This is a genomic window from Streptosporangium oxazolinicum (assembly GCF_039537505.1).
GTDB lineage: Bacteria > Actinomycetota > Actinomycetes > Streptosporangiales > Streptosporangiaceae > Streptosporangium > Streptosporangium oxazolinicum.
Map to the genome: position 1 here is coordinate 197,664 of NZ_BAABAQ010000012.1, position 13,843 is coordinate 211,506.

Here is a 13,843-nt window from a genome sequence, read left to right on the forward strand (position 1 = left end):
GGGCACCCCGTCAGGATCCGCCGTACAGGCGCCCGAGATCGACGAGCTCGACGTCGAGGCGCCGTACGGTGGCGCGCGCGAGATCGGCGGTGAAGCCCGACCGGGAGAACAGCAGGAGCTTGGGCGGCACGGTGACCTTCGCGCTGGGCAGCAACCCGCGCAGGTGTTCGAGGCGCTGGAGCTCGGCGAGGGGGACGGGGGTGGTCGTCCCCTTCGCCTCCCCGATCGCGATGATCCTGTCGGCGGCGAACGGAAGCCTCTCGGTCACCACGATGTCGAGCTCATGGCCCTGCCGGTGCTCCTTGCAGGAAATCTGCGTGGGCTGGACGGCCGCCGCGACACCTCCGAGGGTCTCGGCGGCGGCGTGTTCGAAGCACCACTCCCTGGAGAGTTCCTCGAAGTGCGGGCCGTAGATTTTCCCTGCCACCGTGTCCGCGTTGGCGGCCCAGACCTGAGCCGCTCGCCGTACGACCAGGTCCGGCTCGTGCCGCTGGATGAGCAACCGGTGGAGGCGGACGACGGGTTCCGTGACGCGGAACACGGCGCGCTTCTGCCGCAGGGCGTCGTCGATCTGCCCGATCAGGCCGATGTCCTGGAGTCCCGACAGCAGGTGCGCCAGGGCGCTGCTCGGGCGGCCGAGCGCCGAGGCGATCTCCGAACGCCGGTGGTTGCCGGCGCTGAGAGCGCTCAGGATCGCCGCGTAGGAGGTCGGATCGGCGATCGAGGGCTCCTCCCTGAGCAGGAGCGCGCCCTCGCGGAACATGGCCGAGGCCGGGTTGAGCAGGCGCCGCTCGACCCATCCGTCGAACCTGGCGAGGTCGGGAGGTCCTGATCCACCGCACATCTCAAGGTAGGCCGGGGTTCCGCCGACCAGGGCGTTCAGCCGGAACGCGAGGTCGGGGTCGTGGTCGACGTTCCAGAAGGTCGCGGCGTCGCGGAACCTGAACGGCCTGACGACCAGTTCCAGCGAGGCTCGTCCGCGAAGCGGCGCCCCACCACCGAGAAGCTGGGACATGGTGGTGAGGGCGCTGCCGCAGAGGATCATCCGGGTCCGCGTGCGCTCCTTCGCATGGCCGAGCGGGCTGAGCGCCGCCTGGAGGTACGAGGGCAGGGCGGGGGTCGTCGCGGTCAGGTAGGGGAACTCGTCGACGATGACGGGCACTGCCCGCTCCTCGCCGAGACGCAGCAACTCGTCCAGCGCATCACGCCAGGTGCCGAAGACGACGGGCACACCCAGTCCGCGAAAGGCCGCGTAGGCGGCACCGAGATCCGCGAGGTTCTGCCGCTCGCTCTGCTGGGTGGCCGCGAACAGGAACCCGCCCGTCTCCCTGGCGAGCAGTTCGAGCATCAGCGTCTTACCCTGTCTCCGGCGGCCGTAGACCAGGCCCAGCGTCGCCCCGGCGACAGGGGACGTGACGAACTCCGAGAGCTCTTCCCACTCCGCGTCACGGCCGAATAGGCGGCCCGGTTTCGAGATCATCTGCCCCTCCGACTATGAGCATAAGTTTGGCAGTTTTAACTATCATAGTTAGAGCTACCAAACTTATGCTCGACCCATCTCGCGGCGACGGCAGGCGACCTCAGGTTCCGAAGAGCCCGGGTGGTTCGGGAGATGCGGGAGATTCGGGTGAGAGGTAGACGCGGAAGGTGTGGAAGGGCTCGTGGGGGACGTCGAACTCGCGTAGCGGGGACCAGCCGAGGCGTTCGTAGAGGCGTACGGCGGCGGTGGCCGCGGATGAGGTGACGAGCCAGGAGGGGCCCGCGTCCGCGGTGATACGGCGAAGCAGCGCGGCGCCGAGTCCCCGGCCGGTGAAGCGCGGGTCGACCGCGAGTTCGTGGACCTCGAAGCGGGCCTCCAGCGCCGACGTGTCACCGCCGAGGGCGTCCGCGATGGGACGGTAGAGACGGTCGGCGGGCCAGGGGGCGGGGGTGTCGAAGCCGCAGGTGAAACCGGCGGGCTCGCCGTCGACATGGGCGGTCACGCAGCGGAAGCCGGGGTTGCCCGTCTGTGACGGCAGCCGCCTGAGGAAAGCCTCGACCCGGTCGGGGGTCTCGCGCCACGGCGGCGGCGTGAACGCCGCCGCGTAGATCGACCTCAACGCCGCGGCGTCTGGCTCCGCGTCGTCGAAGACCGGTGGCGCGAGACCTCCTGGACCAAACTGACGTTCGCCATCATGACGCAACTGCAACCCCTTCGCAATAGTTGAAGACCTAGGTCGCAAGACTGATGCAGATGCGAATAGCTTGCAATAGTGTCCGGAGGAAAGGTGATCAACGAGGAGGTAGCCCGCATGGGTGAGTACGTCCTGCCCGACATGCCCTACGACTACGCGGCCCTGGAGCCCGCGATCACCGGGGAGATCCTGGAACTGCACCACTCCAAGCACCACGCCGCCTACGTCAAGGGCGCCAACGACACCCTGGACCGGCTGGCCGAGGCGCGCGACAAGGGCGAGTTCGGCGGGCTGGTCGGGCTGGAGAAGACCTTCGCCTTCAACCTGTCCGGGCACGTGCTGCACTCGATCTTCTGGGAGAACCTCTCCCCGGACGGCGGCGACCGCCCCGACGGCGAACTGGCCGCGGCCATCGACGAGCACTTCGGCTCCTTCGAGGCGTTCCAGAAGCAGCTCACCACCGCCACCGCCGGGGTGCAGGGCTCCGGCTGGGGCATCCTGGCCTGGGAGCCGCTGGGCCGCCGCCTGGTCGTCGAGCAGGTCTACGACCATCACGGCAATGTCGGAATGAACTCCACCCCGCTCCTGGTATTCGACGCCTGGGAACACGCCTATTACCTCCAGTACCGCAACGTACGCCCCGACTATGTGGAGAAGCTGTGGACACTGGTCAACTGGGCGGATGTCACGCATCGTTTCTCAACAGTTACGAGCGCGAGAATCTGACCCAAGTTGGCAAGAAGATTCGGCCCGGTCTCTACTGGTCGCATTACGCAAATCGGTAAGCTGCACCACATGCGTGCGCCGCCCGGATACCTTCTCGCAGCGCGCTACCGGCTGTCAGAACCGGTTGGGCGCGGTGGCATGGGCACTGTCTGGCGGGCACACGACGAGTTGCTCAACCGTGAGGTGGCCGTCAAGGAGGTCCGTCTCCCCCTGATCCTCGACGAGGATCTCCGAGCCGAGCTGTGCGCCAGGACCGAGCGCGAGGGGCGCGCGACCGCGATGGTCGCCCACCCCTCCGTCATCACCGTCTTCGACGTCGTCACCGAGGACGAGCGTCCCTGGATCGTGATGGAGCTGCTCCGCGCCAGGTCGCTGGAGCAGCTCCTCCAGGACCGTGGCCCGCTGCCGCCGCGCCAGGTGGCGGAGATCGGCAGGCAGGTCCTGGGGGCGCTGCGCGCCGTGCACGCCAAGGGGATCCTGCACCGCGACGTGAAGCCGAGCAACGTCCTGGTGACCGACGACCGTGCCGTGCTCACCGACTTCGGCCTGGCCGCGCTCGAGGGCGACGTGTCGATCACCCAGGCGGGCATTGTGCTGGGTTCCGCCGGATACATCGCCCCCGAGCGGGTGCTGGGGGCCAAGGCCAGCCCGTCCGGCGACCTGTGGTCGCTCGGCGCGACCCTCTACACCGCCGTCGAGGGCCGGGGCCTGCACGGGCGCCGTACGGCCGCCGCCGCGCTCGCCGCGCTGACCAGTGGTGAGCCGATCCCCATGGAGCGGGCCGGACCGCTCACGCCGGTGCTGCGCGGCCTCCTCATGATCGACCCGAACTCCCGGCTCGACGCGGGACGGGCCTCGACGATGCTCGCCCGGGTGGCGGCCGGTGGGATGGTCGAGGAGTCCTTCTCCCGGCCTCCCGGGCGTCCCGACGGCAGGCCGGCCGCGAGCGGGTCCGACGGGGCGTCGGCTCCGCCGTTCAACCGCCGCGCGCAGCACCGCGGCACGCATCGCGGGACGCACCGGGTCGGCTCCGCGCCACCGCCGGCGCCTCGGCCCTCGTCGCCGGGGACACCCCCGCCGCCGTCGGGGCCCGCCTCGGGGCCGACGCCCCAGCTTCGCGCGCTCCGGCGTCCCGGCGAGGGCGTCCACCGGAAACCAGCAGAGATTTCACCCACCTATCGCCCAATTGTCCGTTTTATGACACCCTTCATCAGGTTGGTCCTCCCGCGTCTTCTCTGGCCGAGGGAACTCCGTAAGCGCGGGTAAAGCGCTTCTCAAGGTGGAATGGCTATCTTCTTCTCATGCCGGAACAGCAGACGCGTGTGCTCGCGGACCGTTACGAGCTGATCGCGCCGCTCGGCCGAGGCACGATGGGCACCGTTTGGAAAGCCCACGACCGTTCCCTCGGCCGTGAGGTCGCGATCAAGGAGATCCGTCAGGAGCCCGGCCTCAGCGAGGCGCAGCGCGCCGAACTTCGGGAACGGATGATCCGCGAGGGTCGTACGGCCGCCCGCATCAGCCACCCCTCGGTGGCCACCGTCCACGACGCCATCGTCGAGGACGGCAGCCCCTGGATCATCATGGAGCTCGTGCAGGCGCGTTCCCTGGAGCAGGTGATCGAGGAGGAGGGCCCCCTTCCGCCCCGCCTCGTCGCCGAGATCGGGGCCGATCTGCTGGGGGCGCTCCGCGCGGCCCACGCCCAGGGGGTCCTGCACCGCGACGTCAAACCCGGCAACGTGCTGATCACCGAGAGCGGCCGGGTGGTCCTCACCGACTTCGGCATCGCCAAGGCGGAGGGCGACACGAGCCTCACCAAGACCGGCATGGTGATCGGCTCCCCCGGATACACCGCGCCCGAGCGGGCCCGTGGCGAGCACACCGGGCCCGAGTCGGACCTGTGGTCCCTCGGCGCCACGCTGTACTTCGCGGTCGAGGGCCGCCCGGCCTACGAGCGGGCCTCGGTGGCGGAGACCCTGGCCGCGCTGATGAGCGAGCAGGTCGACCCGCCGACCCAGGCGGGGCCGCTCCGCCCGGTGCTCGAACAGCTGCTGGAGAAGGACCACACGACGCGGCTGACGGCCGCCCAGGCGGGCGTGCTGCTCCGGGCGGTGGCCGACACCCCCTCGCACCTCGCGGACTCCCTCCCCCCCGTTCCGGCGCCCGCGACGGCCCCTCCCGCGCCGTCCCCCCCGGCCTCCGAGACGCCCTTCGTGCAGGACACCGGGGACACCGGGGAGGAGCCCGAGAAGTCAGAGGACGGCGACGGCGGTTTCGACGCCGACCGCACCATGGTGGTCATCCGCCCCAAGGACGGCCTGCGCATCCCCGGCGGTACGCCGGCCGCCGAGCCCTCCGCCCCCGCCCGCCCGACGACCTCCCCCTACCCGGACCGCCCGCCCCTCGCGGAGCCCGGCAGGCCGGTCGCGGGACGGCAGACCCCCTCCGGTCTCGGAACCCCCGTCGCGCGGGGACCCGTCTTCGGAAGGCCGGACGCCTTCGAGGAGCCGGACGACGAACCGGCGGCCTTCGGGGAGCCGGGAAACGAGTCGGCGGCCACGCCGCCCCACGGGTTCCCGGTGAGCGGCAGGCCCGATCTCTCCGCCACCCCGCCCCACGGCTTCCCGCCGGTCGATCCGGAGTTCGGGACGCCCGGCACGGGAGGCCCGGGGTCCGAGGCGCCCCCTCCGCTGAGGCTCCTCCCCGGCAGCCGTCCCGCCGCCGGTGACCGGTCTCCCGGCGTCGGCGGCCCGTCCGGGCAGGCCGGACCGGTGTCCTCACAACCCTGGCGTCCGCCGGGTCCCGAGGCGTCCGACGGCGCCTACCGCTCCCCCGGCCTGGGCACCGACCTGTTCGCGATCGCGGGCCAGAACGCCCAGCCCGACCCCGGCCGCCCCGGGCCGAGGAAGCCGCCGTCGCAGAAGACCCGGATCGGCGTCCTCGTCCTCATGAGCGTGGCGGCGCTCGCCCTCGTGGTGATCATGATCCTGTCGGTGGCCGCCTTCTTCTGAGGACGGCTTCCTCCGAGGCCGGTCCGCGAGGGAGAACCCGTACCCGCCGTTTGATTCCCTCCTCAGGACGCAGACTGGGTTCATGAGCGAGTATCGGATCGAGCACGACTCGATGGGCGAGGTACGGGTTCCCTCGGGGGCGAAGTGGCGGGCGCAGACCCAGCGGGCGGTGGAGAACTTCCCCGTCTCCGGGCGCGGGCTGGAGGTCCCGCACATCGCGGCACTCGGCCTGATCAAGGCACTCGCCGCCGAGGTCAACGCGGAGCTGGGGGTGCTCGACAAGGAGATGGCGCAGGCGATCGCCGAGGCCGCCACCGACGTCGCGGAGAACGAGTGGGACGGCGAGTTCCCCGTCGACGTCTTCCAGACCGGCTCGGGCACCTCCTCCAACATGAACGCCAACGAGGTGATCGCCACCCTCGCCGAGGAGCGGCTCGGCCGCCCCGTCCACCCGAACGACCACGTGAACGCCTCGCAGTCGTCCAACGACGTGTTCCCCACCTCCATCCACGTCGCCGCCACGACCGAGGTCTCGTACCACCTGATCCCCTCGCTGCGGCACCTGGCCACCGCGCTGCGGGACAAGTCGCTGCAGTTCGAGGACGTGGTCAAGGCCGGGCGCACCCACCTGATGGACGCCACCCCGGTCACGCTGGGACAGGAGTTCGGCGGGTACGCCACGCAGATCGACAACGCCATCGCGCGGGTGCGGGGCACGCTCCCGCGCCTCGCCCAGCTGCCCCTGGGCGGTACGGCGGTCGGCACCGGCGTGAACACGCCTCCCGGCTTCGCGGCCAAGGTCATCGAGAGGCTGCGCGAGGCCACCGGGCTGCCGTTCTCCGAGGCTCCCGACCACTTCGAGGCCCAGGGCGCCCGGGACGCCGTCGTCGAGCTCTCCGGGCAGCTCCGCACGGTCGCGGTCTCACTCAACAAGATCGCCAACGATCTGCGCTGGATGGGGTCGGGTCCCCGGGCGGGGCTGGGCGAGATCAACCTGCCCGACCTGCAGCCCGGGTCGTCGATCATGCCGGGCAAGGTCAACCCGGTCGTCCCCGAGGCGGTGACCATGGTCGCCGCCCAGGTCATCGGGAACGACGCGGCCATCACCTTCTCGGGCGCCTCCGGCACGTTCGAGCTCAACGTGATGCTCCCGGTCATCGCGCGCAACATCCTGGAGTCCGTACGGCTGCTCGCCAACGTCTCCCGGCTGCTGGCCGACCGGTGCGTGCACGGCATCACCGCCAACACCGACCGCATGCGCGAGTACGCGGAGTCGTCGCCGTCGATCGTCACGCCGCTCAACCCGTACATCGGGTACGAGGAGGCCGCGAAGATAGCGAAGCAGGCCCTGGCGGAGCGCAAGACCATCCGCGAGGTCGTCATCGAGCGCGGCCACGTCGCCAACGGCACCTTCACCGAGGAACGGCTCGACGAGTTGCTCGACGTCCTGTCCATGACCCGGCCCCCCTCGTAGCCCCTGCCGTACACCCCCCGTGGACCTCGTGGACCTCGTGGACCGTGTCGGCGGCGGGTCGGCGCCCCGATGGGCGTCGTAGATCGACTGCCTGGGAGACTCGGGGCATGACCCAGATCAAGTTCTACGGCCGCAGGGACGTGTGGTCCGACCGGCGTCAGGAGATCTCCGACACCGTTCACGGCTGCCTGGTCGACGTGTGGCGGCTTCCCGAGGACAAGCGGTTCCACCGGTTCCTGCTGCTGGACGCCGAGGACATGGTCTGCCCGCAGCGGAGCGAGCGGTATCTCATCGTGGAGATCGTCTGTTTCAGCGGCCGGTCGGACGAGGCCAAGCGCTCGCTGATCCGTGCCCTGTTCACCAGGACCGGGGACGCGCTCGGCCTTCCCGCCGAGGACCTGGAGATTGTGATCATAGAGTCACCCAAGGTCAACTGGGGCATCCGCGGCCTCCCCGGCGACGAGCTCACGCTCACGTACCCGGTCACCGTCTGAGATCCGCGCGGCCTCCGTCGTCGGCGGGTACGGATCCGTGCTCTGCCGGTCCGTACGGTCCGTGTGGGTTGAGATGGCTCCGACGCCGACCGGGCGGTGGCCCGCGCGTGGATCGAGCACACCGATCCCCTGGCGATCCGCGCACCGCGGGCACCGGCCCGCTCCGCGCCCGACGGTCTGCCGCGCGGTGCTGAACGAGCCGGGGTGCCGGGGACCTCTCACACGATGACTTCCGGGACGTTGATCCATTTCTCGCCTTCCGGCGCCAGGACCCTCTGCGCCGGGGGCCGGGCCGAGGCGGATACCCGCCACATAAACGCCCCATGGAGTGTGGGGGTGGGCGACATGGGCCGGGATTCGGGTCATTGCCTAGATTCGGCAGCATGATTGACCTAGCGGGTCGGCGAGCCGTGGTGACCGGGGCGGGCAGCGGGATCGGGCGCGCCTGCGCGCACCGGCTGGCCGCGGCCGGGGCACACGTGCTGGTGGTCGACATCGACGCCGAGGCGGCGGCGAAGGTCGCCGCGGAGATCTCGGGCACACCCGTCGTCGCGGACCTGTCGGAACCCGGCTTCGTACGGGCGATCCCGCCCGGCACGGACATCGTGGTGAACAACGCCGGGTTCCAGCACGTCGCCCCGATCGAGGAGTTCCCCCCCGAGGTGTTCTCCAAGATCCTCAAAGTGATGGTCGAGGCACCCTTCCTGCTGGTCAGGGAGGTCCTGCCGGGGATGTACGAACGCGGCTGGGGCCGGATCGTCAACATCTCCTCGGTTCACGGGCTCCGCGCCTCGCCCTACAAGGTGGCGTACGTCACCGCCAAGCACGCCCTCGAAGGACTGTCCAAGACGATCGCCCTGGAGGGCGCCCCGCACGGCGTCACCTCCAACTGCGTGAGCCCCGCCTACGTCCGCACCCCCCTGGTGGAGAACCAGATCGGCGCCCAGGCCGGGACCCACGGCATCGGCAGGGACGAGGTGGTCGAGCAGATCATGCTCGCCCCCGCCGCCGTCAAACGGCTGATCGAGCCCGAGGAGGTCGCCGAACTCGTCGCCTACCTCTGCGGCCCGCACGGCTCCTTCATCACCGGCACCTCCCTCCCCATAGACGGCGGCTGGACCGCCCGCTGAACCCGGTGAGGACACGTGGCGTCGCCATGAACCCGTGAGGCCGCGCCGGGGACCGGACTGAGGAGCGCCGTGAGGCCGCGCCGGGGACTGGACTGAGGAACGAAGGAGCGAAGCGGATGAGTGACGAGGGAAGGAGCCGGGTGAGAGCGGCCGAACCGCGACGCGCAGCGTCGCAGGCAAGCGGAGGCGAAGCGGATGAGTGACGAGGGAAGGAGCCGGATCCCAGCGGCCTCACCGCGACGCGTAGCGTCGCCATGAACGGAGAATGGTTGGTATGAGCGCACGGGTCTTTCTCGAACTGCTGGCCAGGGAGGCTTCGGCGGTCGAGTTCGAGGGGCCCGTTCTCGCGGCGAGGAGCGGTGGGACCGACGCGGAGACTCTGGCGGAGCTGGAGGAGGCCAAGCTCGCCGCGCTGAAGGTGCGGGCGCTGCTGCGGCGCAGGGCGAAGCGTGAGGCGGAGCTGTCGGCGCTGTTCGACACGGCCGGTGACCTGGCGGGCCTGCGGGATCTGGACGCCGTCCTGGAGGCCATCGTGCACCGGGCCAGGCAGTTGCTCGGCACCGACGCCGCCTACATGACGCTGCACGACCCCGAGCGAGGCGACACCTGGATGCGGGTGACCGACGGCTCGGTGTCGGCGAAGTTCCGCGCGCTGCGGCTGGCCATGGGCGCGGGGCTCGGCGGGCTGGTGGCCCAGACCGCCACCCCGTACTCGACCGCCGACTATTTCGCCGACGAGCGGTTCCGGCACAAGACCGACATCGACGACGCGGTCCTCGAAGAGGGGCTGGTCGCCATCCTCGGCGTACCTCTCAAGCTGGGCGCGCGGGTGATCGGGGTGCTGTTCGCGGCCAACCGGAGCGTGCGGCCCTTCACCCAGGACGAGGTCGTGCTGCTGGGCTCGCTGGCCGCGCACGCGGCGGTGGCGATCGACAACGCCCGGCTGCTGCAGGAGACCAGGAACGCGCTTGAGGAGCTCAGCGAGGCCAACCGGCAGGTGAACGCGCACAGCCAGGCCGTGGAGCGCGCCGCGCTCGCGCACGACCGGATGACCGGCCTGGTGCTGCGCGGCGGCGGGGTCGAGGATGTGGCGGCGGTGGTGACGGAGGTGCTCGGCGGCTCGCTGACGGTGCTCGACGACGCCGGACGTCCGATCGCCGGGGACGCGCGCGTGCTGGAGGAGGGCGCGCTGGGCGAGGCCGCGTTCGACCAGGCGACGTCCGGACCGGAGACGGGCTCGGTGACCGGCTCAGGAACAGGCGCGGGAACCAACTCGGCCACCGGCTCAAGAACCGGCCCGGTCACCAGCTCGGTCACCGGCTCGGGAAGAGGACCGGGGACAGGACCGGGGGCAGGCTCGAAGCCGGGCGCCAGGCGGGGGACGCGAACGGCCGCCGATGTGATCGCGGACGCCGCGCGGTCGTCGAGGGCGCTGGGCCGCACCGTACGGCAGGGAGACCTGCTGGTCGCGTCGGTGGACGTGGGCGCGGAGCCGCTGTGCACGCTGGTGCTGCGCAACGGCGGCCAGGTGTCGGACGCCGACCAGCGCATCCTGGAACGGGCCGCGCTGGTCACCGCGTTGCTGCTGCTGTTCAGGCGTACGGTGGCCGAGGCGGAGGGCCGGGTCAGGGGCGAGCTGCTCGACGACCTGATCTCGCGGCCCGCCCTCGACGGTCTGGCCGACCGCGCCCGGCGGGTCGGGGTGAACCTGGACCACGACCACGTGGTGGTCGTGGTCCGCCACGGCGGTGGGCGGGACCGGGCCGCGTTCTGGGCGTCCTCCCAGGCGACGTTGCACCACGGGCTCGCCGCGCAGCGTGGCGACGAGGTGGTCCTGCTGCTCCCCGGGGACCGGCCGGGCCCCCTGGCCAAGCGGGTGGCGGCGGAGCTGAGCGCCTCGCTCGGCCACCCGGCCACGGCGGGCGCGGGAGGGCCGGTACGCGGCACCGCGGAGGTGGCCGCCGCGCACCGGGAGGCACAGCGCTGCGCCGACGCCCTGGTGGCCCTGGGGAGGGCCGGTGAGGGCGCCGGAGCGAGGGAGCTGGGCTTCGTCGGGCTGCTGGTCGGCGAGGGGCGCGACATCGGGGCGTTCCTCGCCTCGGCGCTCGGCCCGGTGATCGACTACGACGCCCGCAGGGGCACCGCGCTGGTGCAGACGCTCACCGCGTACTTCGGCATGGGCGGCTCGCTGTCGCGGACGAGCGAGGCCCTGCACATCCACGTCAACACGGTCACCCAGCGCCTGGACCGGATCGGCCAGCTCCTCGGCGACGACTGGCAGGCCCCCGACCGGGCCCTGGAGATCCAGCTCGCCCTGCGCCTGCACCGCCTCAGCGGCTGACCCGAGCGCCCTCACGCACCCACATAGGGCGTCTGTCGGCTATGGCGGTCGTACCCATAGGAGTGACGCCGGTCACTACGTACGGTAGCCGAAATCCCCCCAACAGCGACTCCCCCTGGTGAGTGAGATGGCAGAGAAAACCCGTACCCCCATCGGAAAGATCGTCGGTGCCAGTCTGATCGGCACGACGATCGAGTGGTATGACTTCTTCCTGTACGGCTCCGCCGCCGCACTGGTCTTCCCGCAGTTGTTCTTCCCCGAGTCGGAGCCGCTGACGGGCACCCTGCTGGCGTTCCTGACCTACGCGGTGGGCTTCGTGGCCCGCCCGCTGGGAGCGCTGGTCTTCGGGCACTTCGGTGACCGGCTCGGCCGTAAGAAGCTGCTGGTGATCAGTTTGCTGATGATGGGCGGGGCGACCTTCCTGATCGGCTGCCTGCCGACCCACGCGGCGATCGGGATGGCGGCGCCGCTGCTGCTGACCCTGCTCCGGCTCGTCCAGGGCTTCGCCCTCGGCGGCGAGTGGGGCGGCGCGGTGCTGATCGTCTCCGAGCACGGCGACGCCGCGCGCCGCGGCTTCTGGGCCTCCTGGCCGCAGGCGGGCGCCCCCGGCGGCAACCTGCTGGCCACCGCCGTGCTCGCCGTACTGGCCGCGGTCCAGACGGACGAGGCGTTCCTGAGCTGGGGCTGGCGGGTCCCGTTCCTGCTGTCCGGCGTACTGGTGCTGGTCGGCATGTGGATCCGGCTCTCCATCAGCGAGTCGCCGGTCTTCCAGCAGGCGCTCGCCAACGCCGAGCCCGCGCCGTCCCTGCCGATCGTGGAGGTCTTCAGGTACCACTGGCGGGACGTCCTCATCGCGATCGGCGCCCGCTTCGCGGAGAACGTCTCCTACTACGTGATCACCGCGTTCGTACTGGTCTACGCGACGGCGCAGGCGGGGCTGGCGAAGCCCGTCGTGCTCAACGCGGTGCTGATCGGGTCGGCCATCCACTTCGTCTCGATCCCGATGTGGGGGGCGCTCTCCGACCGGCTCGGCCGCCGGCCCGTCTACCTGATCGGCGCCGCCGGGGTGGGCCTGTGGTCCTTCGCGTTCTTCCCGCTGATCGACACCAAGAACTTCGCCGCCGTCGCCCTGGCGGTGACCGTCGGACTGATCCTGCACGGCGCGATGTACGGCCCGCAGGCCGCGTTCTTCTCCGAGCTGTTCGCCACGAGGATGCGCTACTCGGGTGTCTCGATCGGCTCGCAGCTCGCCTCGATCGTGGCGGGCGCCCTCGCCCCGCTCATCGCGGTCGCCCTGCTGGACGCCTACAAGTCGTCGTTCCCGATCATGCTGTACGTGGCCGGAGCCGCCGTACTCACCCTGATCACCGTGTACGTCTCGCGTGAGACCCGTGGACGCGACCTCGTCACCATCGGCACCCGCGACGAGGCCAAGACCACCCGCTGAACGGTACGGAGAGACATCTGATGCGCATCGAGAACCGGCCGGTGCCCACCGGCCGGGTCACCCAGAACGTCCTGTCGGTGGCGGGGAACACCGCGGAGGACGGCGAGACCGTGCTGTTCGTGCACGGGAACGTGTCGAGCTCCGCCTTCTGGCGGGACACGCTGCTCGCCCTGGCGGAGGCGGGCCACCGGCCGCTCGCCGTGGACCTGCGGGGTTTCGGCGACACCGAGCCCGCCCCGGTCGACGCCACCCGCGGCCTGCGGGACTACTCCGACGACGTGCTCGCCCTCCTCGACGCCCTCGGGCTGGACGGCGTGCACCTGGTCGGCTGGAGCATGGGCGGCGGGGTCGTGCTGCAGGCGCTGCGCGACCGGCCGTCCGTCGTGCGGAGCGTGACCCTGGTCAACCCGGTCTCCCCGTACGGCTTCGGCGGCACGCACGGCGCCGACGGCGTGCTGAACCACCCCGACGGCACGGGCGGCGGGGCGGGGGGCGCCAACCCCGACTTCGTGAAGCTGCTCGCGGCGGGGGACACCTCCGACGACTCCCCGGTCTCGCCGAGAAACGTGATGCGGACCACGTACGTGAAGCCCGGCACGGTGATCGAGGACGAGGACGCCCTGGTCGCGTCGATGCTGTCCACGAGGGTCGGCGAGGACCACTACCCGGGTGACGCGGCGACGTCGGAGGAGTGGCCGGGGGTCCGTCCCGGTACGCGGGGCGTGCTCAACGCGTTCGCCCCGACGCACTTCCGGCTCGACGACCTGCACACGATCGACCCGAAGCCGCCGGTCCTGTGGATCAGGGGCGAGGCCGACGTGATCATCTCCGACACCTCACTGTTCGACCTGGCCCACCTGGGCGCCCTGGGGGTCGTCCCCGGCTCGCCGGGCACCCCGGCACAGCCGATGGTCACCCAGACCCGCGCCGTCCTGGAGCGGTACGGCCCGTACACCGAGATCGTCCTGGACTGCGGGCACAGCCCGCACATCGAGCGGCCCGCCGAGTTCCGCGCCGCCCTTTCCGACCACCTGAAGCGGAGCTGACCA

Annotated in this window: 11 protein-coding genes; 9 read left to right on the forward strand and 2 right to left on the reverse strand. The window is 71.1% G+C overall.

The genetic code is table 11. The features are described from left to right. Positions 1-10: 10 nt before the first annotated feature. Both ABD817_RS28920 and ABD817_RS28925 read right to left on the reverse strand, forming a co-directional pair. Positions 11-1,480, reverse strand: coding sequence for an AAA family ATPase (locus ABD817_RS28920; RefSeq protein ID WP_344921358.1), 1,470 nt, complete (start codon positions 1,478-1,480; stop codon positions 11-13). A 100-nt stretch (positions 1,481-1,580) separates the two neighbouring features. Continuing rightward, positions 1,581-2,099 (reverse strand): GNAT family N-acetyltransferase, encoded by a 519-nt coding sequence (locus tag ABD817_RS28925; RefSeq protein WP_344921359.1) that lies wholly within the window; start codon positions 2,097-2,099, stop codon positions 1,581-1,583. 192 nt (positions 2,100-2,291) lie between these two features. Here ABD817_RS28925 and ABD817_RS28930 point away from each other — a divergent pair, with 192 nt between their 5' ends. The 9 genes from ABD817_RS28930 to ABD817_RS28970 all read left to right on the forward strand — a co-directional run bounded on the left by ABD817_RS28930 (position 2,292) and on the right by ABD817_RS28970 (position 13,840). Then, positions 2,292-2,900, forward strand: coding sequence for a superoxide dismutase (locus ABD817_RS28930; RefSeq protein ID WP_344921360.1), 609 nt, complete (start codon positions 2,292-2,294; stop codon positions 2,898-2,900). A 138-nt stretch (positions 2,901-3,038) separates the two neighbouring features. Beyond that, entirely contained in the window at positions 3,039-4,166 is a 1,128-nt protein-coding gene (locus ABD817_RS28935; RefSeq protein ID WP_425583417.1) for a serine/threonine-protein kinase, read from the forward strand. Positions 4,167-4,201: 35 nt separating this feature from the next. Continuing rightward, positions 4,202-5,908 carry a serine/threonine-protein kinase gene (locus tag ABD817_RS28940; RefSeq protein WP_344921363.1) on the forward strand — a complete coding sequence of 569 codons (1,707 nt, stop codon included), beginning with the start codon at positions 4,202-4,204 and terminating at the stop codon, positions 5,906-5,908. A gap of 82 nt (positions 5,909-5,990) precedes the next feature. Next, positions 5,991-7,382: a class II fumarate hydratase gene (locus ABD817_RS28945; RefSeq protein ID WP_344921364.1), complete on the forward strand. Its 1,392-nt coding sequence runs from the start codon at positions 5,991-5,993 to the stop codon at positions 7,380-7,382. 107 nt (positions 7,383-7,489) lie between these two features. Next, positions 7,490-7,876: a tautomerase family protein gene (locus ABD817_RS28950; RefSeq protein ID WP_344921365.1), complete on the forward strand. Its 387-nt coding sequence runs from the start codon at positions 7,490-7,492 to the stop codon at positions 7,874-7,876. Positions 7,877-8,259: 383 nt separating this feature from the next. Then, positions 8,260-9,006: a 3-hydroxybutyrate dehydrogenase gene (locus tag ABD817_RS28955; protein WP_344921366.1), complete on the forward strand. Its 747-nt coding sequence runs from the start codon at positions 8,260-8,262 to the stop codon at positions 9,004-9,006. A 274-nt stretch (positions 9,007-9,280) separates the two neighbouring features. Beyond that, the gene (locus tag ABD817_RS28960; protein ID WP_425583418.1) at positions 9,281-11,347 is read left to right on the forward strand and encodes a helix-turn-helix domain-containing protein; all 2,067 of its coding nucleotides are present in this window, start codon (positions 9,281-9,283) and stop codon (positions 11,345-11,347) included. A 127-nt stretch (positions 11,348-11,474) separates the two neighbouring features. After that, a complete protein-coding gene (locus ABD817_RS28965) occupies positions 11,475-12,794 on the forward strand; it encodes an MFS transporter (protein ID WP_344921368.1) in 1,320 nt (439 codons plus the stop codon). Positions 12,795-12,814: 20 nt separating this feature from the next. Continuing rightward, positions 12,815-13,840 carry an alpha/beta fold hydrolase gene (locus ABD817_RS28970; RefSeq protein WP_344921369.1) on the forward strand — a complete coding sequence of 342 codons (1,026 nt, stop codon included), beginning with the start codon at positions 12,815-12,817 and terminating at the stop codon, positions 13,838-13,840. Positions 13,841-13,843: the final 3 nt, after the last annotated feature.

Coding starts and splice junctions, on each gene's coding strand:
- ABD817_RS28920 (WP_344921358.1), bottom strand. CDS start 1,480: ATGATCTCGAAACCGGGCCGCCTATTCGGCCGTGACGCGGAGTGGGAA.
- ABD817_RS28930 (WP_344921360.1), top strand. CDS start 2,292: ATGGGTGAGTACGTCCTGCCCGACATGCCCTACGACTACGCGGCCCTG.
- ABD817_RS28935 (WP_425583417.1), top strand. CDS start 3,039: ATGGGCACTGTCTGGCGGGCACACGACGAGTTGCTCAACCGTGAGGTG.
- ABD817_RS28940 (WP_344921363.1), top strand. CDS start 4,202: ATGCCGGAACAGCAGACGCGTGTGCTCGCGGACCGTTACGAGCTGATC.
- ABD817_RS28945 (WP_344921364.1), top strand. CDS start 5,991: ATGAGCGAGTATCGGATCGAGCACGACTCGATGGGCGAGGTACGGGTT.
- ABD817_RS28950 (WP_344921365.1), top strand. CDS start 7,490: ATGACCCAGATCAAGTTCTACGGCCGCAGGGACGTGTGGTCCGACCGG.
- ABD817_RS28955 (WP_344921366.1), top strand. CDS start 8,260: ATGATTGACCTAGCGGGTCGGCGAGCCGTGGTGACCGGGGCGGGCAGC.
- ABD817_RS28960 (WP_425583418.1), top strand. CDS start 9,281: ATGAGCGCACGGGTCTTTCTCGAACTGCTGGCCAGGGAGGCTTCGGCG.
- ABD817_RS28965 (WP_344921368.1), top strand. CDS start 11,475: ATGGCAGAGAAAACCCGTACCCCCATCGGAAAGATCGTCGGTGCCAGT.
- ABD817_RS28970 (WP_344921369.1), top strand. CDS start 12,815: ATGCGCATCGAGAACCGGCCGGTGCCCACCGGCCGGGTCACCCAGAAC.